At 71.6% G+C, this 20,717-nt stretch carries 15 protein-coding genes, 1 pseudogene and 1 riboswitch; of the genes and pseudogenes, 14 read left to right on the top strand and 2 right to left on the bottom strand.

The genetic code is table 11. The annotated features are described in order from the left end of the window. The first annotated feature begins 4 nt into the window (after positions 1-4). The 4 genes from B3G12_RS10210 (at position 5) to B3G12_RS10195 (ending at position 5,243) form a co-directional block, all read left to right on the top strand. Positions 5-739 (top strand): glutamine amidotransferase, encoded by a 735-nt coding sequence (locus B3G12_RS10210; RefSeq protein WP_144943365.1) that lies wholly within the window; start codon positions 5-7, stop codon positions 737-739. Positions 740-764: 25 nt separating this feature from the next. Further along, entirely contained in the window at positions 765-2,105 is a 1,341-nt protein-coding gene (locus B3G12_RS10205; RefSeq protein ID WP_144943364.1) for a CPBP family intramembrane glutamic endopeptidase, read from the top strand. Next, positions 2,095-3,474, top strand: a complete 1,380-nt coding sequence (locus B3G12_RS10200) for a M18 family aminopeptidase (RefSeq protein WP_145012458.1) — start codon at positions 2,095-2,097, stop codon at positions 3,472-3,474. Before B3G12_RS10205 ends, B3G12_RS10200 begins: the two co-directional genes overlap by 11 nt. Positions 3,475-3,537: 63 nt before the next feature. After that, positions 3,538-3,629: riboswitch (SAM riboswitch) on the top strand. A gap of 177 nt (positions 3,630-3,806) precedes the next feature. Next, positions 3,807-5,243, top strand: coding sequence for an acyl-CoA dehydrogenase family protein (locus tag B3G12_RS10195; RefSeq protein WP_290500204.1), 1,437 nt, complete (start codon positions 3,807-3,809; stop codon positions 5,241-5,243). A gap of 87 nt (positions 5,244-5,330) precedes the next feature. Here B3G12_RS10195 and B3G12_RS10190 read toward each other — a convergent pair whose 3' ends face one another. Then, positions 5,331-6,746 (bottom strand): glyceraldehyde-3-phosphate dehydrogenase, encoded by a 1,416-nt coding sequence (locus B3G12_RS10190; RefSeq protein ID WP_290500202.1) that lies wholly within the window; start codon positions 6,744-6,746, stop codon positions 5,331-5,333. A 271-nt stretch (positions 6,747-7,017) separates the two neighbouring features. Between B3G12_RS10190 and B3G12_RS10185 the strand changes: the two genes are divergently transcribed. From B3G12_RS10185 to B3G12_RS10150, 8 genes and pseudogenes are all read left to right on the top strand, one after another. After that, on the top strand, positions 7,018-7,950 hold the full coding sequence (locus tag B3G12_RS10185) for a carbohydrate kinase family protein (RefSeq protein WP_144943360.1): 933 nt from the start codon (positions 7,018-7,020) through the stop codon (positions 7,948-7,950). A 104-nt stretch (positions 7,951-8,054) separates the two neighbouring features. Continuing rightward, the gene (locus B3G12_RS10180) at positions 8,055-8,576 is read left to right on the top strand and encodes a YbhB/YbcL family Raf kinase inhibitor-like protein (RefSeq protein WP_144943359.1); all 522 of its coding nucleotides are present in this window, start codon (positions 8,055-8,057) and stop codon (positions 8,574-8,576) included. A 6-nt stretch (positions 8,577-8,582) separates the two neighbouring features. Continuing rightward, positions 8,583-9,485, top strand: coding sequence for an HAD-IIB family hydrolase (locus B3G12_RS10175; RefSeq protein ID WP_290500199.1), 903 nt, complete (start codon positions 8,583-8,585; stop codon positions 9,483-9,485). Then, positions 9,478-10,383, top strand: coding sequence for a glycerophosphodiester phosphodiesterase family protein (locus tag B3G12_RS10170; RefSeq protein ID WP_290500198.1), 906 nt, complete (start codon positions 9,478-9,480; stop codon positions 10,381-10,383). The genes B3G12_RS10175 and B3G12_RS10170 overlap by 8 nt, the downstream gene beginning before the upstream one ends. A gap of 799 nt (positions 10,384-11,182) precedes the next feature. Beyond that, a complete protein-coding gene (locus B3G12_RS10165; protein WP_186366791.1) occupies positions 11,183-12,592 on the top strand; it encodes an ABC transporter substrate-binding protein in 1,410 nt (469 codons plus the stop codon). Positions 12,593-12,596: 4 nt separating this feature from the next. Then, positions 12,597-13,553 carry an ABC transporter permease gene (locus tag B3G12_RS10160; RefSeq protein ID WP_290500195.1) on the top strand — a complete coding sequence of 319 codons (957 nt, stop codon included), beginning with the start codon at positions 12,597-12,599 and terminating at the stop codon, positions 13,551-13,553. Further along, a pseudogene (locus B3G12_RS10155) lies at positions 13,550-14,560 on the top strand (ABC transporter permease); the annotation flags it as partial. The gene B3G12_RS10160 and the pseudogene B3G12_RS10155, both read left to right, overlap by 4 nt. A 191-nt stretch (positions 14,561-14,751) precedes the next feature. Next, a complete protein-coding gene (locus B3G12_RS10150; protein WP_144943377.1) occupies positions 14,752-16,632 on the top strand; it encodes an ABC transporter ATP-binding protein in 1,881 nt (626 codons plus the stop codon). Between the two features lie 323 nt (positions 16,633-16,955). Here B3G12_RS10150 and B3G12_RS10145 read toward each other — a convergent pair whose 3' ends face one another. After that, on the bottom strand, positions 16,956-17,897 hold the full coding sequence (locus tag B3G12_RS10145; RefSeq protein WP_290500192.1) for a LysR substrate-binding domain-containing protein: 942 nt from the start codon (positions 17,895-17,897) through the stop codon (positions 16,956-16,958). A gap of 72 nt (positions 17,898-17,969) precedes the next feature. Here B3G12_RS10145 and B3G12_RS10140 point away from each other — a divergent pair, with 72 nt between their 5' ends. Together B3G12_RS10140 and B3G12_RS10135 are read left to right on the top strand one after the other, a co-directional pair. Next, complete coding sequence (locus B3G12_RS10140; protein WP_290500190.1) at positions 17,970-19,235, top strand: TDT family transporter; 1,266 nt, start codon at positions 17,970-17,972, stop codon at positions 19,233-19,235. 253 nt (positions 19,236-19,488) lie between these two features. After that, complete coding sequence (locus B3G12_RS10135; protein ID WP_290500188.1) at positions 19,489-20,550, top strand: enoyl-CoA hydratase/isomerase family protein; 1,062 nt, start codon at positions 19,489-19,491, stop codon at positions 20,548-20,550. Positions 20,551-20,717 lie beyond the last annotated feature (167 nt).

Here is a 20,717-nt window from a genome sequence, read left to right as displayed (position 1 = left end):
GGGCATGAAACCCTTCGTGCTCCTGGCCACGCGCGCCGACGACACCATTGCGGACGAGGAATACCGTGCCGTGGCCCGCTTCGGGGGGCTCGAGGAATCCCAGCTCACCCGCATCCGGCTGGAGTCCGGGCAGTGGCCCGCGCTGGACCTGGACGAGTACAGCGGGATCATCGTGGGCGGCTCGCCGTTCAACTCGTCGGACCCGCCGGAGGAGAAGTCCAAGGCGCAGCGCACCGCGGAGACCTGGATCAGCTCCCTGCTGGACGAGGTGGTGGCCCGCGACTTCCCCTTCCTCGGAGCGTGCTACGGCGTGGGAACCCTCGGCATCCACCAGGGCGCCATCGTGGACCACGCGTGCCACGAGGACGTAGGACCCGTCACCGTGACCCTCACCGAGGAGGGGAAGAAGGACCCGCTGCTCGCCGGGCTGCCGCACGAGTTCAGCGCGTACGTGGGCCACAAGGAGGGCACACGGGTGATGCCGTCCAATGCTGTGCTGCTCGCCACGGGCTCCGTGTGCAGGGTGCAGATGTACCGGATCAGGAACAACCTCTACGCCACGCAGTTCCACCCGGAGCTGGACCCCGAGGGACTCGTCAGCCGCATCATGGCGTACAAGGACCTTGGCTACTTCCGTCCCCAGGACACCCAGGCCGTGATCGATCGCGTGGTCAACGGACCCGTGGTGAACCAGGCGCCCCGGATCCTGCGCGCCTTCGTGGAGCGCTACCAGCGCTGACCCGCAGACCCGTTACCGTGGACGCATGAGTCAGCCGAGTGCCCCGTGGTCCCGCCCGACACCCCCGCAGCAGGGTGAGCAGCCCCGCCGCAGGGACCCCGGCGTGCGAGTTCCCGGCGTGCAGAACCCGGGCGTGCAAGGCCTGGCGCGGCCGTCCGACGGCCGCCACGTCCCCGGCCCGGTCTCAGCCCCTGGTCCCATCAGCGCGGGCACCACCCGCACGTTCTTCTACCACCGGCTCGCGCTCGCGGACCGCAACCACCGCTGGTGGATGCCCCTCGTGGAGGGTGTCATAGGGGTGGGCATCTACCTGGTGCTGAGCATCCTGTTCGGGATCGTCATCGCGTTCACCCTCCCGGAATCCCTGTCCGAGGACATCCTGGCGATGGACCAGATGGACCCGGCAGTGTTCCTGCTGCTCTTCGGCTCCGTGGCGCTGATGCTGCCCAGCGTGCTGCTGGCACGCCTGGTGCTCGGCCCCCGCCCGCTGGGCCTGGTCTTCTCCGTGGCCGGACGCATCCGCTGGAGGTGGCTGCTCACGTGCCTCGGGGCCGCGGCGGCCGTGTACGTGGTGGTCAACGCCGTGGGGATCGGTCTGGACATGACCACCGGCGGCGGCGTCCCGCAGCTCGAACTGGCACCGGGCTTCGGGTGGCTCGTGGTGCTGTGGCTCGTGGTGGTGCCCCTGCAGTGCACCGCCGAGGAGCTGGTCTTCCGCGGCTATCTGGCGCAGACCATCGGCCGCTGGCTCAAGCACCCGGCCTGGGCCATCCTCCTTCCGGTGCCGCTGTTCGTGCTCGGCCACACCTACGACGTGTGGGGTCAGGTCTCCGTGGGCATCATGGCCGTGACCATGGGCGTCGTCACGTGGCGCACGGGCGGCCTGGAGGCCGGGATCGCACTGCACACGGTGAACAACATGGTGGTCACCGCCATGGGCATGGTCGGTCTCGCGGACATGAACGAGACCTCCGGCAGCCCCTCGGACGTGGTCTTCGAGGTCATCCTCAACGGCGCGTACCTGGCGATCGTGTTCTGGCTCGTGCGCCGTCGCCCGGCGCTGGCCGTGACGCGCACCGTGATCCTCCCTCCGCCGCCGGCACCGCCGCGCATGCCCGACCTGCACGCCCGCCCCGCGGCGATCGCCGCGGACTCCTCGGGCATGGCCGCCTACGTGCTCAACCCCATCACCCAGACCTACATGACGCTGCCGCCGCAGTACGGCCCCTACTCGGTCCGCGACGCCGAGGGGCGCTACGTGGGCGTGCTGGACACGCGCACCTCGCAGGGGCAGCCGCAGCTGGCGCCCCCGGCGGACCGGGGCCGCCCGGAGAGCCCCTCCTACACTGGGGTCCATGACGAATAGATCGCCCGTGAGCTCCCCGTCCGCCGCCGACGCCGCGACGGGCTCCGCCCCGGAGACCGCCTTCGCGCGTGGTCTGGGGGAGTACGTCACCGCCTCGCCCAGCCCGTTCCACGCCGTCGCCACGGCCGCCGCCGCGCTGGAGGGCGCCGGGTTCACGCGCCTCTCGGAGGCCGAGGCCTGGCCGGAAGGCTCGGGGGGCCGCTACTACGCGGTGCGCGATGGCGCCCTGATCGCCTGGGTGCTGCCGTCCCGTGCCGCGGCCGGCGCGGGCTACCGCGTGCTGGGCGCCCACACCGACTCGCCGGGCTTCAAGCTCAAGCCCCGCCCCACCACCGTCTCCCACCGCTGGTACCAGGCCGGGGTGGAGGTCTACGGCGGCGCGCTGCTGAACTCATGGCTGGACCGGGACCTGCGCTTTGCCGGGCGTCTCGTGGTACGAGGGGAGAACGGGCCCCGCGAGGTGCTGAGCGCCACCGGGCCCGTTGCCCGGATCCCGCAGCTGGCCATCCATCTGGACCGCAGCGCCAACGAGGCCCTCACCCTCGACAAGCAGCGCCACACCCAGCCCGTGTGGGGCGTGGGGGACGCGCAGGACGCGGACGTGCTGGCGGTGCTCGCGCAGGCCACGCACGCGTCGTCGTCGGCCGGTGACCAGGCGTTTGGGACTGTGGCGCCCGAGGACATTCTGGGCTACGACATCACCGTGGCGGACACCCAGGCTCCCGAGCTCATCGGAGCGCAGTCCAACCTGCTCGCGAGCGGGCGGCTCGACAACCTGACCTCGGTGTACGCGGGACTGCGTGCCATGACCGAGCACGTGGAGGAGCTCGAGGCCGCCCCGCACGTGAGCATCCTGGCAGCGTTCGACCACGAGGAGGTGGGCTCCGAGACCCGTTCGGGCGCGGGCGGACCGTTCCTCGAGGACGTCCTGGAACGCATCGCGGCCGCCCGCGGGCAGTCGCGGGAGGAGCACCTGCGGGAGATCGCGGGCTCCGTGTGCCTCTCCTCGGACGCCGGGCACCTGGTGCACCCCAACTACGAAGGCCACCACGATCCGGTCAACACGCCTGAACCTGGTCGCGGGCCCCTGCTGAAGATCAATGCGAAGCAGCGCTACACCACGGACGCCGTGGGTGCCGCGCTGTGGGCCGGGATCTGCGAGGACGCCGGGATCGACTACCAGGAGTTCGTGGCGAACAACGACATCCCGTGCGGTTCGACCATCGGACCCATCACGGCCACCCGGCTGGGGATGCGCACGCTGGACGTGGGCGTGGGGCTGCTGTCGATGCACTCGGCTCGCGAGCTCGTCCACACCGGGGACCTGTTGGCGCTGAACGTGGCGGTTGCGAGCTTCTGGCGGGGCTGAGCCGGTCACGGGAGGACACGCGCGTTGACACCCTCGCGGCCCGCGTGATGGATTGAGCACGTAACGCCATCCAGAGCGGCCGAGAGACGTGGCTCGTCGACGCCGCAGCAACCGCCCGTGTCACGGGCCGGTGCTCCCACCACGGCCGATGGACAGTGCCATGCTCCGCTGACCGGTTCGGTGACCGTCGCCTCTCCCGCGGTGGGCGACGTCCGCGCCCCGCGTGCGCGGACGTCGCCCGGGGGAGGCCCGCGCCGCCGCACGGTCCCGGGCGCGTCCCGGCCGAGGGGCACGGCGCGCGGCGCGGATCCGACGCAGGGAGCCGTCAGCGCATGAGCACCACCCAGACCACCGAATCCCCCCGCACCCGGGCCCGCGAGAGCGCAGTACGGGAGGTGGCGCAGGAGGTCGCCGCAGCCACCGCGCTGCGGGAGGCCGCCGCCGCCGGGGCCTTCGGCACGGGAAGCACCCGCTCCGGCGGCGTCGTCCCCGGGGCATTCGCGGGCGGCGTTCCCGGCGGCTCCGCGGACAGCGACCGCGCCACGGGGTTCCCGCCCGCGGGCGAGATCCCCACGCAGGAGCTGCTGCAGGTCTTCCGCCCCGTGTTCGCGCGGATCGCCGCGCGCGCGGTGGCCCGCGAGCAGGACCACGAGTTGCCGTTCGAGTGCTTCGGGTGGCTCAACGCGCTGCGGTTCGGGGCGCTGACCCTGCCGGTGGCCCGGGGCGGCTACGGCGCCACGCTTGCGCAGACGGTGGAGCTGCTCGTGGAGCTCGCCGCCGCGGACTCCAGCGTGGCCCACGTCTACCGTTCCCACCTGGGCTTCCTCGCGAGCCTGGGTGCGGGCGAGGCGGACGTATGGTTCCCGCGCATTGCCGCGGGCGAGACCGTGGGCAACGCCGCCACCGAACGCTCCGGCGCCGCGCTGGGGACCGCCGCCACGAGCCTGGCCCGATCGGAGCAGGGCGGCAGCTGGGAGCTCAACGGCACCAAGTACTACTCGACCGGGTCGATCTTCTCGGACTGGATCCAGGTCACCGCGCAGATCCCCGGCCAGCAGGCCCGATCCCACGCGCTCGTGGGCAGCGACTGGGAGGGCGTGGAGATGGTGGACGACTGGGACGGCTTCGGCCAGCAGCTCACCGGCACGGGCACCACCCACTTCCGCGGCGTCGTGGTGCCTGCGGAGAATGTGCGGAACAGGGACGGGCGCAGCACGCAGGAGACCGCGGTCTTCCAGCTGGTGCTGCTCTCGGTGGAGGCGGGCATCGCGGGGGCCGCCGCGACCGCCGCCGTGGACCTGGTGCGTGCCAGGACCCGCGGCTTCAACACGGGCAACGGCGCGGTGACCCGTGAGGACCCCCAGGTGCTGCAGCGCGTGGGCGAGCTCAGTGCCCAGGCGGCCGCCGCGCGGGCGATCGTGCTGCAGGCCGCGCGCGAGGTCGACGCCGCCGTGGGGGTGCTCGGCCAGGAGCCCCGAATCACCGATCCCGAGGAGCTGACGAACGCGTGCGAGCTCGCCGTGGCCCAGGCGCACGTGGTGGTTCCCGGGCTGGTCAAGGACGTCACGGACGGAATCTTCGACGTCCTGGGTGCCTCGGCGGTGTCCTGCTCCAAGGCGCTGGACCGGTTCTGGCGCAACGCCCGCACCGTCGCCACGCACAACCCGGTGATCTACAAGGCGCGCATCGTCGGGGACCACCGCGTCAACGGCACGCCCATGTTCGGGGTCAACGCGATCGGTGAGGTCCGCGGCTCCGCGACCTCCTGACACGCCACCGACGACGACGCCCGGTGGCCCTCCGCGGGGGGAGGTCACCGGGCGCCGTTGTGCCGGGGCAGCGCCCCGGGAGGCCTGCTAGGGCAGCTGCAGCATGGAGATGTCCGCCATGCGGGCCATCACGCGCACCACCTGGCACGAGTAGCCGAACTCGTTGTCGTACCAGACGTAGAGGACCACGGAGCTGTTGTTCACGATGGTCGCGAGACCGTCCACCACGCCGGCGCGGCGGGAGCCCACGAGGTCCGTGGACACGACGTCCGGGGAGTCCACGTAGTCGATCTGCTTGCGCAGGGGCGAGTTCAGGGACATGTCCTTGAGGAACGCGTTGACCTGGTCCTTGTCCGCCGGGGCGTTCTCCAGCTGGAGGTTCAGGATGGCCATGGACACATCCGGGGTGGGAACGCGGATCGCGTTGCCCGTGAGCTTGCCCTGCATCACGGGCAGGGCCTTGGCCACGGCCTTCGCGGCGCCGGTCTCGGTGATCACCATGTTCATGGCGGCGGAGCGGCCGCGGCGGTCGCCCTTGTGCCAGTTGTCGATCAGGTTCTGGTCGTTCGTGTAGGAGTGCACGGTCTCCACGTGTCCCTGGACGATCCCGTACTCGTCGTTGAGCACCTTGATGACCGGGGTGATCGCGTTCGTGGTGCAGGACGCCGCGGAGAGGATGGTGTCCTCCGGGGAGATGTCCTTGTCGTTGACGCCGCACACGATGTTCTTCATGTCGCCCTTGCCGGGGGCGGTGAGCAGCACCTTGCCCACGCCCTTGGCCTGCAGGTGCTGGGAAAGGCCCTCCTCGTCACGCCACACGCCCGTGTTGTCGACCACCAGGGCGTCGTGGATGCCGTACTCGGTGTAGTCGATCTCCGAGGGGGAGTTCGCGTAGATGAACTGGATCGGCACGCCGTTGGCAGTGATCACGTTGTTCTCCTCGTCCACCGTGATGGTGCCGTCGAAGGAGCCGTGCACCGAGTCGCGGCGCAGCAGCGAGGCGCGCTTGACGAGGTCGTTTCCGGGCTTCTGGCGCACCACGACGGCGCGCAGGTTCAGGCCCGTGCCGTCGTTGCGGTTGAGCAGAATGCGCGCGAGCAGCCGGCCGATGCGGCCGAAGCCGTAGAGCACCACGTCCCGGGTCTCGGCGTCGTTGCTGCCGTGCTGGCCCACGGCGGGGGCGAGCGCCTCGCGCAGGTGAGCGGCCAGGTCCGTGGCACCGGAGTCCGTGAAGCCCTGGTACAGCTTGGCGACGTCCACGTTGCAGGCGCCCAGGTCCAGGCCGCCCAGGGCCACGACTATCTCCACCGTCCTGTCCAGGGGCAGCTCCTCGCCCAGGATGCGGCGCGCGAAGCGGTGGACCTTGATGATGTCCGTGACGGACTTGTGCACCAGGGAGCGCCCGAACACGGTGGTGACGACCTTGTTGTTGCGGTGGAGCTGCCCCACCAGGGGGACCAGCTGCTCGGCGAGGGCTTCTCGTTCGGACCAGGTGGCGCTCATGAGCAACCTTCTTCCTCGGCCCGGGACGTCGTCGTCCGGGCCGTCTTGGAGTCGCGCGACAGTGCGCGGACTGGCGGGGTGGCGCGCCTCGTGAGCGGCGCTGCTCGTCGCCGCCCAGTTTACGGGTCCGCGGGGGCGGCCCCGATCTGTGCCGCAGGATGACGCCGCCGCCCGAGCGCGACGTCGTGGACGTACGCCCCGCACATGTCGTGCCGGTGTGTGCGGTCCTCCGCAGCCGGGTCACGCGCACCCCCTTTGCTACCGTGGTGCCATGTTGACGGTGATCGGCGAGGCCCTCGTGGACGTGGTGTCCCGCAGCGGCGCAGAACCCCGCGCACACGTGGGCGGAAGCCCCATGAACGTGGCCGTGGGACTCGCCCGGCTGGGCCAGGAGGTCCAGTTCCTGGGCCGCTACGGGCAGGACGACTACGGCCACCAGGTGGTGGAGCACCTGCGCAGCAACGGTGTGGCGCTGCCGTTCGAAGCGGACGCCCGCCCCACCTCCGTGGCCCAGGCGAACCTGGACGAGCACGGTGCGGCCACCTACGACTTCCAGCTGGACTGGTCCCTGGACGTGGACACCGCGCGGATCGACGAGCTGCTGGACGGCACCTCGCTGCTGCACGTGGGCTCGATCGGCGCGATGCTCGAACCCGGCGCCACCGTCGTGGGCGAGGCCGTGGAGCGTGCGCAGCGCACCGCTCTGGTCTCCTACGACCCCAACTGCCGCCCCACGATCATCCCTGACTCCTCCGACGCGCGTGCCCGGGCGGAGCGCATCGTTGCGCTGTCACACGTGGTCAAGGCCTCGGACGAGGACCTGCTGTGGCTCTACCCGCACCGCAGCATCGAGGAGACCGCGCGCGCCTGGCTCAAGGCCGGGCCCCGTCTCGTGGTGGTCACCCGCGGCGCCCAGGGCCCGTGGGCCGTGAGCCGCGGCACCGGGCGCGACGGCGTGTCCGTCCCGGCCGCGCACGTCACCGTCGCGGACACCGTGGGTGCAGGGGACTCCTTCATGGCGGCGCTGCTCTCCGCGCTCGCGGACCGCGAGATCCTGGGTGCCTCCGCGGTCACGTCCCTGGAGGAGCTGGGTGCCGACGAGGTCACCGGGCTGCTGCTCTACGCGGCGGCCGCCGCCGGGGTCACTGTCTCCCGGGCCGGCGCGGACCTGCCCACGCGCGAGGACCTGCCCGTCACCTCCTGACCCGCCAGGCCCACCAGAGCGCACCGTGTGCGGGCCCCACACCGCTGGGCTCCGCCCCGCCCGGTCATCAGAAGCCCGATCCGCACGACGAGAGGAACACCGTCATGTACGACCGCCACCCCTACGCCGACCTGCCTGAGCTCCCCGAGTTCACCGTGACGTCCACGGACGTGACCGAGGGCGCCACGTTCGCCATGCCCCAGGTTTCCGGGGTCATGGGCGCCGGTGGAGAGGACATCTCCCCGCAGCTGTCCTGGAGCGGCGCCCCGGAGGGCACGAAGTCCTACGTGGTCACGATGTTAGACCCGGACGCCCCCACCCCCAGCGGGTTCTGGCACTGGTGCCTGTCCAACATCCCTGCGGACGTGACAGAACTGGCGACCGGGGCGGCGTCGAATCCCCCGAAGGGCGCCGTGACGCAGCGCAACGACGGCGGCACGGACGAGTACCTGGGTGCAGCCCCGCCCGAGGGCCACGGCCCGCACCGCTACATCATCTGCGTGACCGCGGCGGACGTTGCCGAGCTGGAAGTTGACGAGACCTCGAGCCCCGCCGTGGTGAACTTCAACCTCTTCACGCACGCTATCGGGCGGGCGTTCCTCACGCCCGTCTACGAAGTGGCCTGAGCGCGCGTGCCGGAGCACACGGGGCTTTCCGCACCGCCCGTCCGTCTGATCGCGAGCGACCTGGACGGGACGGTGCTCGGTCACGACTTCCGCTTCCGGCCCCGAACCGTCGCGGCCATCACCGCCGCGAGGGACGCCGGGATCCAGGTGGTCTTTGTGACCGGGCGCCCCTCGCGCTGGCTGCACCCACTGCACGAGCAGCTCGACGACGTCGGCGTGGTCATCTGCTCCAACGGCGCGGTGATCTACGACCCGGGGACCGAACGGATCCTGGAGGCGAGCGTGTTCGACGTGGCCCAGGCGCTGCCCGTGCTCGAGGACATCTCCCGAGCCTGCCCCGGCTCGCTGTTCGCCGCGGAGACCCTGGACACCGTGCACACGGACCTCGGCTGGTCCCGCACCGACCGCATGGAGGTCGAGGGCATCACGGAGGCCCCGCTCGCCGAGTCCCTGACCCCGGGCACCGAGGTGGTCAAGCTGCTGGCCAAGCTGGACGATGCCGATCCCGCCGCGTACTTCGAGCGCGTCAGGGAGATCGTGGGGGACCGGCTGTCCGTGACACACTCCGTCGCGGCCGCCCCGCTCGTCGAGATGGGTCAGCGCGGCTTGACCAAGGCGCGGACGCTCGAACGCTTCGCCGCCGAGCTCGGCGTCTCCAGCGCCGAGGTGATGGCCTTTGGCGACATGCCCAACGACCTCGAGATGCTCACGTGGGCCGGGCGCGGCTACGCGATGGCGGACGGGCACCCCGGCGTGGTCGCAACGGTGTCCCGCACGGCGCCTGCGTTCACGGAGGACGGCGTGGCGCAGGTGATCGAGCAGTACCTCGCCTCTGTGCCGGGTGACCGTGACCATGTCCATGACTGCGCCGGCGAGCACGCCGAGGAGAAGGAGAGCGACCGTGCCTGAGAGCCCCGCGGCGGCGCCGCGCCCCGAACGTGCCCCGGGGTCCGGGCGCCGGAACCCGGCCGCGCTGGCCCACCGTGGGTTCTCCCCGGACGGTCACGAAAACACGCTGGCCGCGTTCCGGGCCGCCGCGGAGCTCGGTTTCGTGTGGCTCGAGACGGACGTGCACACGACCCTGGACGGCGTGGTCGTGGCATTCCACGACCCCACGCTGGAGCGCGTCACGGGCACCACCGGCGCGGTCAACGACCTCACGTGGGAGCAACTGCGGGAAGTGCGCATCGGCGGCACCGAGGAGATCCCCACGCTCACCGAGCTGCTGCGAGCGCTGCCCGAGGCGTGCCTGAACATCGACGTCAAGGACGAGGCGTCCGTCGCCGCCCTGCCCGGGGTCGTGGCGCGCGAGCACGCCGCGCACCGGTTGCGCGTCACGTCCTTCTCCGAATCACGACGACGCCGCGCGCTCGCAGGGATCACCCGGCTTACCGGGCGGCGCGCCAAGACCTCCGCGGGAACGCTCGGCACAGCGGGGTTCCTCGCCGTCGCCGCGGTCGCACCCCTCACCGACAAGGTCTCGCCGCGGGTCGCGCACGCGCTGTGGGCGGCTCACCGGGCGGCGTGGTCCCGCGTGGTCGCACCCTTCGACACGCTGCAGTTGCCAGAGCGGCACACCGTGGAGCTGCCCCTGGGGCGGCGGGTGACCGTGCGGATCGTGACGCGGCAGTTCTTGGACCTTGCCCACCGGGAGGGTCTGCGCGTGCAGGTGTGGACCGTCAACGAGCCCGCGGACATGGACCGGCTGCTCGACCTCGGGGTGGACGGGCTGATCACCGATCGCGCGGACCTGCTCCGGGACGTGCTCCTCCGCCGGGGACAGTGGCCGCCTGATCCCCAGGACTGATGCCCAGCGCTGACGCGGGCGCGGTCCCGTGCGGCGTGGATGCGCCTGGCCGCTGCGACCCGTGACCACCCCCGGTGCAGGGCGAGGAGCGTTCGACGCGCTCCGTCAAGGTGCCACGCTTCACCCGTTCGGTGCCCCAGCACGGTAGCGTGGAACGTGATCGAGGCCACGAGCGGGCTGGCGAGCACCCCGTGCGCCGCGAGGCCCGCTCCGACGAGACCAGGGAGGCCACGTGCACTGCATGCGCCAGAGCCCTGCCCTCGTCCTTCCCGCCGGTAGCCGTCTGGGCGGGACTCGGAAGCCCTCCCGCCGCGGCGGTGCACGCCGTTCGCAGCCCGAGATCTACCGTCGTCGGCTCACCGCTCAGACGCCCGTGCGGAGACACCGCGTGGTGGCCGCGCGCCTCAGCAAGATCCCGTAGCTGGCTCTGCGCCGCTCGGCACTCCCTCCGTGGGCTGCCGCGCCCTCCCCTTCCGCCGCTCTGCGTCGCTGCCTCTGCGCACGACGACCATGCCCGCGACCACGCCGCCTGCGAGGAACCATGAATCCACTGCCACCCCCTATCCAGCCACCCGAACGTAGGGCTGCCCCCGGCCGCGCTGCGGCCCCGCACGAGGTCGCAGCGTCCCCCGCCGTGGGTGCCGTGCTGCGCTCGGCGGTGTCCCGGAGGGGATTCATGGGCCTGGGCGCCGCTGCGGCGTCGTTGGCCCTTGCCGGGTGCGGCAGTGGAGGCCAGCCCGGAGCGGGGACGGCCCGGGCCACGGGTGAACCGCAGCGCGGAGGCACCCTGCGGGTCGGAATGACCGGGGGCGGCGCGTCCGACAGCCTGGACGCCCATGCACCCGTGGTCACCGCGGACGGCGGGCGCGTGATGGGGCTGTACGACCGGCTCTACGAGTTCGACCCCGACTACCAACTGGTCCCCGGCCTGGCGGAATCCGCAGAACCCCGCAAGGGCGGGCGCGAGTGGGTGTTCCGGCTGCGGGAGGGCGTGCGCTTCCACGACGGCAGGCCCCTCACGCCCCAGGATGTGGTGGCCACGTTCGAGCGGATCACGGACCCCGACGATCCCAAGACCGGTGCCTCCGCTCTCGCTCTGCTCGAGCGCACCGTGGCGGTGGACGAGCGGACGGTGCGGTTCGAGCTGAAGGAACCGGACGCGTCCCTGGTGGACTCGATCGCCCAGAACTCGATGGGGATCGTGCCCGCGGACTACGATCCCGCCAAGCCCGTGGGCACCGGGCCGTTCACCCTCGGCTCGTTCGAGCCCGGCCAGGTGACCGTGCTCAAGCGCAACCCGGACTACTGGAGCGAACCGCCCTACGTGGACGAGGTCCATCTGCTGAACTTCAACGACCAGGACGCCCTGGTCAACGCGCTGCTCTCCACCCAGGTGGACGTGGTGGGTCAGCTGCCGCTGGCTCTGGTGGACGTGGTCAACACGGACCCGCGGTTGCACACGGTGCTCTCCGAGACGGGCAACTGGCTGCCGTTCACCATGCGCGTGGACACCGCCCCGTTCGACGACGCCCGGGTGCGCGAGGCATTCCGGCTGGTGGTGGACCGCGGGCAGATGGTGGAGCAGGTCTTCTCCGGCCACGGCACGGTGGGCAACGACATGTACTCGCCGTTCGACCCCGGCACGCCCACGCTGCCGCAGCGAACGCGGGACATCGCGAAGGCGAAGAAGCTCCTGGCAGAGGCGGGCCATCCCGCCGGTCTGGAGGTCGAGCTGGTCACCGCCCCCATCCAGTCGGGCGCCGTGGAGGCCGCCCAGGTCTTCGCGGAGCAGGCGGCCGAGGCTGGGATCACCGTGAAGCTGCGCCGCGTGGACAGCACCACGTTCTTCGGAGACGGGTACTTGAAGTACCCCTTCTCGCAGGACTTCTGGTACACCCGCAACTTCCTGTCCCAGACAGCGCAGGGCACCGTTCCGGGAGCCCCGTTCAACGAGACCCACGAGGCGGACCCGGAGTTCCGGGCCCTGTACAAGAAGGCCCGAGCCACGATGGACGAGAAGCAGCGCAACCAGCTCATCCAGGACGCGCAGAAGGTGCTCCACGACCGGGGCGGATACATCGCGTGGGGGTTCTTCAACCAGGCGGACGCCTACCAGAACTACGTGGGCGGTGGCTTCGGCCACCGCATCGGCATGCCCGTGTGCGGGTTCCACATGCGCCACCTGTGGATCGACCAGGAAGGGAAGTGATCGTGTGACCGCCATGATCCTGAAACGGCTGGGGGTCTCCGTCTTCGTGCTGCTGGCGGTGTCCCTGCTGGTGTTCATGTTCACCCTCCTGCTCCCGGGCGATCCGGCCCAGGCGATCCTGGGGCAGCAGGCCACCCCGGAACGGCTGGCCGCGCTGCGCGAGCAGCTGCAGCTCAACGATCCCTGGTACGTCCGCTACCTCACGTGGCTGGGCGGGCTGTTCGTGGGAAACCTGGGAACCTCCGCGGCCACGGGCGGCTCCGTGAACGCCCTGCTGGCCAGCAAGGTGTCCGCCTCCCTGGTGCTGATGGTGATCGCAGCCGTGATCGCGATCCCCGTGGGCCTGCTGCTCGGCACATGGTCCGCCATGCGCCAGGGCCGCGCCTCGGACCAGGCGCTCACCGGCCTCTCGCTCGTGCTCGCGGCCCTGCCCGAGTTCGTGATCGGCGTGGTGCTGACCACCCTGCTCTCCACCACGGTGTTCAGGCTGCTGCCCTCGGTCACCATGGCGGCACCCGGCACGCACGTGTGGGACCGGCCCCTGCAGCTGGTGCTGCCGTCCCTCACCCTGATCCTCGTGGTCGTGCCCTACATGATCCGCATGACCCGCACCACCATGATCGACGTCCTCGACTCCGGGTACGTGGAGATGGCCCGGCTCAAGGGCCTGCCCGAGCGCCAGGTGGTCTTCAAGCATGCCCTGCCGCACGCCGTAGGGCCCGTGGCCCAGGTGGTGGCCATGCAGCTCGCGTGGCTCGCCGGGGGCATTGTGGTGGTCGAGTTCCTCTTCCGCTACCCCGGACTCGGCCAGGCCATGGTCGATGCCGTGAACACCCGTGACGTGCAGGTGGTCCAGGCGCTGTCCATGATCATCGCCGCGTTCTACGTGGTCGTGAACCTGATCGCGGACGTGATCGGGATCCTCGCCAACCCCAAGCTGCGGACGGAGTCCCACTCATGAGCGCGCAGGACAGGACGAGCCACCCGCCCCGGCAGACCCGGGGGACTTCGGCGGCGAGCGACGTCGTCGTGGCCGAGGACGCCCTCGCAGCAGGCGACGGCGCCGGGGGCGGCCTCGGCGCCGCCACCGGCTCGGGGGACGCCGGAACGGCCCCGGACTTCGACCACTCCGAGTCCCGGGGGGACGCCCGTCCGGCGTCCTTTGCGCGGCGCGTGCTCTCCCAGCCCGTTGCGAAGCTGGGCTTCGTGCTCACCGGGATCGTGCTCGTGCTGGCCGTGCTGGGGCCCTTCGTGGTGCCGGCGTGGACCGGGCACACCCCCAACTCGTTCGCGGGCAAACCGTTCCAGGGCGGCGTCTTCGGCACCGACAACCTGGGCCGTGACGTGCTCTCCCGCTTCCTGGCCGGCGGCTGGCGGCTGCTGCTGTACTCGGCGCTGGCCACCGTGCTGGGCGTGGGGCTGGGTGCCGTGCTGGGCATGCTCGCCGCGTTCCGCGGGGGCTGGCTGGATGCGCTGATCATGCGCTGCGGGGACGTGCTGCTGGCCATCCCGCAGCTCGTGTTCGCCCTGTTGGCCGTGACCGTGCTGGGTCCGCAGGGGTGGGTGCTCGTGCTCGTGATCGGCGTGACCCACGCACCGCGCGTGGCCCGCGTGATCCGCGCTGCCAGCGCCGGGGTGGTGGCCGAGGACTACGTGCTCGCCTCCCAGATGTACGCCGTGCCGCAGTGGAAGATCCTGACCCGGGACGTGGTCCCCAACATCATGGGCCCGCTCATGGTGGAGGTGGGGCTGCGCCTGACCTACTCGATCGGTGCGGTGGCCTCGCTGTCCTTCCTGGGTCTCGGCATGCAGCCGCCCACCCCGGACTGGGGTCTGATGATCAACGAGAACCGGATCGCCCTGTCCCTGCAGCCCTGGGGCGTGATCCTTCCCGTGCTCGCGATCGCGGTGCTCACGGTGGGCACCAACCTCATTGCCGACGCCGTGGCCGGCGCCTCGGCGGGGCGGGTCGCCTCCACGGGACCGCGGCGTTCCCGGCGGAGAGCGGCCGAGCAGGCGGCGTCGAACGGCGCTGAGAGTCCCGCGGGCGGCACGGGCAGCGCAGGAGGTACGGGCCGGGCAGACGGGGCAGGCCGCTCGAGCAGCGCAGACGCCGCGGGCGCCGCAGATGTCGGGGACACCGGGGAGAAGAGGTCGTGATGAGGAAGTCAGAGCAGAGGGCCCGCGCCGAGGGCCGCGCGTCCGTCGTTCCGAGGGCCACGGTGGAGACCGCGATCGCGGTGGAGCACCTGAGCCTGGGTGTCGTGGACGGCGGGCTGATCCTGGACGACGTCGGTTTCCGGCTGCGCCCCGGGCGGATCCTCGCCCTCGTGGGGGAATCCGGGTCCGGCAAGACCACAGCGGCGCTCGCGTGCATGAACCACCTGCGCTCTGGGCTGGAGCTGCGCGGCGGCACCGTGGAGCTGCAGGAGGGGGCGTCCCGGTTCCACCGCAAGGCCGTGGACCTGCTGACGCTGTCCGAGAAGCAGATGCGGCAGCTGCGCGGTGGCACTATCGCCTACGTGCCACAGGACCCGGCGCTGTCCCTGAACGGGTCGCTGCGCGTGGGGGAGCAGATCGCGGAGGTGTTGCGCGCCCACGAGTTCGGCCGCAACGCCCGCGAACGCGACGCCCGCGTGGCGGAGGTCCTCAGCGAGGTGGGTCTGCCCAGCGACAGCGCGTACCAGCGCCGCTTCCCGCACCAGCTCTCCGGCGGGCAGCAGCAGCGCATCGGCATCGCCATGGCGTTCGCGTGCCGCCCCGCGGTCATCATCCTGGACGAGCCCACCACCGGTCTGGACGTGGCCACCCAGGACCTCGTGCTCAAGACCATCTACCAGCTGACCACCAAGCACGACGTCGCCGGGCTCTACATCACCCACGACCTCGCCGTGGTTGCGCAGGTCGCCAACGACGTCGCCGTCATGCTGCACGGGCGGATTGTGGAGGACGGTCCCGCGGAACAGATGCTGCGCCACCCGCAGCACGCGTACACGCGTTCGCTGCTCAGCGCCGTTCCCGACATGCAGGGTGCCCGGGACATGGGCGGCGGCCCCGCTGTCAGCCCCCTCGCCTCCGTGCGGGCGCCGTGGGACGACGGCCGTTCCGCGGCCACCCACTTCACCGCAGACAACACCACGCCCTGCGCCGACACGTCCGACCCTGGCTCGGCACCTTCTGAGCAGGATGCTGCTGCCGGGGAGGCCCCAGCCCCGACCGCACGTGCGGTGACGCGCGAGCGGGGCGCGGGCGGCGTCGTCGTGCCCGGGCAGGAGCACGAACCGGTCGTGCGGTTGCGGGACCTGCGCATGGCCTACGGGCAGGCGGTGATCCTGGACGGCATCAACCTGGAGCTGGAGGCCGGACAGACCACGATGCTGCTGGGTGAGTCCGGGTCCGGCAAAACCACCCTGTCCCGCAGCGTGGCGGGTCTCAACGACGACTACACGGGAGACGTGCTGCTGGACGGCGAGGTGCTTGCGCCCAGCACGCGGCGGCGCAGCAACGAGCAGCGCCGCCGGATCCAGTACGTCTTCCAGTCTCCGTTCTCGTCCCTGAACCCGCGGCGCAGCATCGGCGACTCGCTGCAGGTGCCGCTGCAGCTGGGTGGCGGGATGAACCGGGGGCAGCGCCGGGCGGCGGTGGCGGACGCGCTGGACGCGGTGCGGTTGGGGCGCAGCTACATCGACCGCCGTCCAGGAGAGCTCTCCGGCGGTGAACGGCAGCGCGCCGCCGTGGCTCGTGCCCTGGTGAACGCCCCGTCCGTGCTGGTGTGCGACGAGATCACCTCCGCGCTGGACGTCTCCGTGCAGGCCTCGGTGATCGAGCTGCTGCGCGAGCTGCAGCACGAGCGCGGGCTGGCCATGCTGTTCGTGACCCACAACATCGCGCTCGCCCGGCACATCTCGCACAAGCTCGCCGTCCTGGAACGCGGCAAGCTGGTGGACTACGGCCCCACGGACACGGTCCTGCGCAACCCCCGCCATGCGTACACGCGCTCGCTGCTGGAGCACGTGCCCACGCTGGAGGAGGTCGGCTGAGCACAGGGGTCCTCCCGGGGCGCGCGGTGCCGCCCGAGGGTGGACGCCACGGGTGGCCGGGTGCATGGCGTGGATCCGAGGTGTGGAGATACCGTTCCAGGTGCCCCGGGGCGGGTATGGCCACACCTCAGGTTCGGGTGCCGTGCGAGGTGCCCCGCCGTGCCACCCGGAGTGCGAGGGGCAGACGCCCGAACGTCTGAGGCACGACACGACGGCGGTTCCGGCCCGAGGGCGGGCGCGTCGCGCCTCAGAAGTTGCCGCAGCACGTCGGCAGTGGACTTGAGGCTGTCGGTGGGTGGCCGCATGCGGGCCAGCTCTGCACCTCAGATTCGGCCGGGGGCGACGACGCCGCGCGCCTCCCGCGGGCCCGTGTCTTCGTCCGTGCGCTGCGCCACCGCGATCAGCTCCGCGGCCAGGCCCCGGGTGCGTCGCGGGCCTCCCCACAGTGCGCGCAGTTCCCTCGTGAGGTGCAGCTCGGTGGGCACCTGCACGAGTGTTCCGGCGGCCACCGCCTCGTCCACTGCCAGTCGGCTCAGCACCGCGGGGGCCGCCCCCGACTGCACACTCACCCGCACCGCCGCGTTGCTCGGCATCTCGAACAGGGACACCGCCGGCTGCCCGAGTGCCAGGTCCAGGGCGGTGCGCGTGCCGGATCCGGCCTCGCGGGTGATCAGCGCGGCAGCGGCGAGTTCCGCCGCGGTGACGGGGCGGTCGCACCGGGCCCACGGGTGCTGCGGGTGGGTCACGAGCACCAGCTCGTCCCGTGCCACGACCTCGTGGTGCATGTCCTGCGGCGGATCGGGGCTCTCGATAAACCCCACGTCCGCGGCTCCCTCCCGCAGGTCCTGCACCACGTCCTGGGAGTTGTGCACGGTCACCTTCACGCGCGAGTCCGGGTGAGTGCGCCGCAGCTCCGCCAGCCAGCGGGGGAGCAGGTGCTCGGCGACGGTCTGACTGGCGGAGACCCGCAGCGGAGCGGCGCGGGATGCGTCGTGCGCGAGGAGGGACACGCCGTCGGCGAGACGCCGGGCCGCGTCCACCACGTCCCGCGCCCACTCGGTGACCACCAGGCCGTCCGGGGTGAGGGTGGAGCCGCGGGTGGAACGGTGCAGCAGGGTGACGCCCAGGGAGCGTTCGAGGCGCGCCATGGACCGGCTGGCGTTCGGCTGGGCCGTGCCCACGACGCGCGCGGCCGCGGCGAGGCTGCCGTGGTCGGCCACGGCGACCAGCAGCTCGAGCGCGGTGACATCCGGCCATGTGGACACATCCAGAGGATATATCGGCCATGCCAGTTTGCGGGCTACCGGTGGGCTGCGCGGCCGGGGGATTCTGAACCCATGTCCGCACTCCACAGCTGTTCAGCACCCCTCGACCTGCCCGCAGCGCTCGACGCCCGCGTGAAGGGCTCCGCCGCTGCCGACGACGCCGCCTCCCACTCCCTGCGCGGCTCCGCCTCGACGACGTCGGCCACACCGGACTCCCTGACAACGGGCGACGGCGCGGCGAACTCCGCCGGGCGACGTCGTGCGGACTCCGCCACCGGTCCCCGCGCCACCGTTACCCCGCCCGGGCCGCAGTGGTACGGGTCCCTCATGGGCACGGGCATCGCCGCGACCCTGACCCAGACGCTCGGCGGGGACCTGCCGGGTGGCCGGGCGCTCGCCGTCGTGCTGCTGGTGGTCGGGTGGGTGGTGTTCGCGGGGCTGACAGTGGCCTTCGGGCTGCGGATCGTCCGCCGCCCCGCCGTCTTCGCGGAGACCATCCGGGACATCCCCGTGCTGGCCGCGTGGGGCATGGTGTCCATGGGGGTGCTTTCGATCGGCTCTGCGACCTCCACCGTGGTGCCCGCCCACTGGCCCACGCTCGCCGGGGCGGCGTGGGCCGTCGACGGCGTGCTGTGGAGCGTGGGCACCGTGCTGGGGATCCTCACAGCCCTGGGGTTCGGGGCGCGGCTGATCGGCCGTGAGGTCGGTGCGCCCACCACGGCATGGGGCCTGCCCATCGTGCCGCCCATGGTCTCCGCGACCACCGGCGCCGCGCTCGTCCCGCACCTGCAGACCCGGCCCGTCCAGCTGCTGCTGGTGATCGTCACGGTTGGGTGCTTCTTCCTGGCCCTCGTGCTGGGGTTCGTGGTCTTCTCGGTGGCCTACCACTACCACTGGCGGGTGGCGGAGCTGCCGACCGCTGCGGCGACGAGTGCGTGGATCCCGCTGGGCGTGGTCGGGCAGTCGACGGCGGCCGCCCAGGCCATCGCCGTGCAGGCCGAGCACTTCGTGCTGCCGCAGGACGTGGGCACGCTCGGGCTGGTGGCGAACGTCTACGGGATCGCGATGCTCAGCTGCGGCGTGCCCCTGATCGTGTGGGCCACCGTGGTGACCGTGCGCGGGTTCCGCCGGGGGATGCCGTTCTCCCCGGGCTGGTGGGCGCTCACGTTCCCCATCGGCACGGTGTGCCTGGGCCTGCACGGGCTCGAGGGCGGCACGGGAGTCCGGGCGTTCGGCATCGCCTCGGACCTCGTCTGTCTCGTGCTGCTGGGCACGTGGACGCTGTGCACGGTCGCCACGGTCAGGGCCGTGTGGTCGCGCCGGCCCGCGGCGGGGTAGGGCAGGAGCGGGAGGGTGACGACGCCGGGCCCCTGGCTCCCTGCCCTACCGGGCGCCTGCGCCGAATCACCGTCCGCCTTCTTGCAGGAGGGCCCGGCTCGCTCCCGGACGCTCGCAGCGGCGACGAGAAGGGGGCCGGGGCCGGCCACCCGCACCGGACGACCCACGGGCAGGCGGCCGCGGGCTCGAGCCGGGCGGGTGACGTCGTGCCCGGCGTGTGACGCCCACGACACCCCTGGTTAGCATGGGGAGCATGAAGGCAACCGAAGAATCGTTCGTCCGCGCCGAGATACAGGGCCACACCGGGGTGCTCACGCTGACCCGGGGCAAGGCCCTGAACGCGCTGAACCGCAGCATGTACCACCAGCTCGTCAACGCGCTGCAGGTGTGGCGTGACGACCCCGCGATCACCGAGGTGGTCGTGCGCTCGGAGCTGCCCAAGGCGTTCTGCGCGGGTGGTGACATCAAGGAGGTCCGCACCGCCGCGCTGGAGGGCCACGAGGACGAGATCCGGGACGCCTTCGGCACCGAGTACGCCATGAACGCGATCATCGCGAACTACCCGAAGCCGTACGTCGCAGTGATGAACGGGATCGTGATGGGTGGTGGCATGGGGCTCTCGGTCCACGGCTCGCACAGGATCGTCACGGAGACCACGCAGATGGCCATGCCGGAGACCGCGATCGGCTTCTTCACGGACGTGGGGGCCAGCTGGTTCCTGCCGCGCGTCACTCGCGGCGCCGGGGCGACGATCGACAACGACGCCGCGCGCCGCGAATCCCTCGCCGTCGCCCGCTACCTGGGGCTGGGAGGCGCACGTTTCAACGGTGCGGACGCGATCGCCCTGGGGCTGGCGGACACGTACATCGACTCCGCGGACGTGGACGCGTTCGTGGCGACGGTGCTGTCCGACGGGGTGGATGCCGCGGTGTCCTCGTTCGGCAAGGACGCCCCGTCCTCGAAGCTGCTCGGGCTCTGGGACGAGATCCTGCAGCGCTACTCCGGCGAGACCCTGGAGGAGGTCGTGGCGCAGGCCGGGTCCGAATTGGACGGCATGAGCCCCACCTCCCTGGCCCGTGTGTTCGAGCTCCTGGAGCGCGGCTCGGTGGACGGGGACGTGGTCTCCTGTCTGGAGCGGGAGCTGCGCATGGCGGAGGACGCCGCAGTGGGCCACGACTTCATCGAGGGCGTGCGCGCCATGGTGGTGGACAAGGACAAGAACCCGCAGTGGGATCCGGCCACCGCCGCGGAGGTGGACCTGGACCGCATCCGCTCGGTCGCGGACGAGAAGACGGAACTGCCCATCCGGGTGTGATCCGGCCGGTCCCTTCCGAGCCTCCCTGGAACGCTGACGCCCCGCACACGAGAGAGTCCGCGGGGCGTCGTGCTGCTCCGGGGGCGGGATCGTGGCCTTGGACGGTTGAGCAGTTGGCGTCCCGCGGCGACTAGTTCACGAGTTCATACCTCACGATGTGGTGCTAG

Source organism: Kocuria sp. UBA5001 (assembly GCF_002398425.1).
In the GTDB taxonomy this organism is placed as follows: Bacteria; Actinomycetota; Actinomycetes; order Actinomycetales; family Micrococcaceae; genus Kocuria; species Kocuria salsicia.
This window is presented reverse-complemented; position numbering and strand designations above follow the sequence as displayed.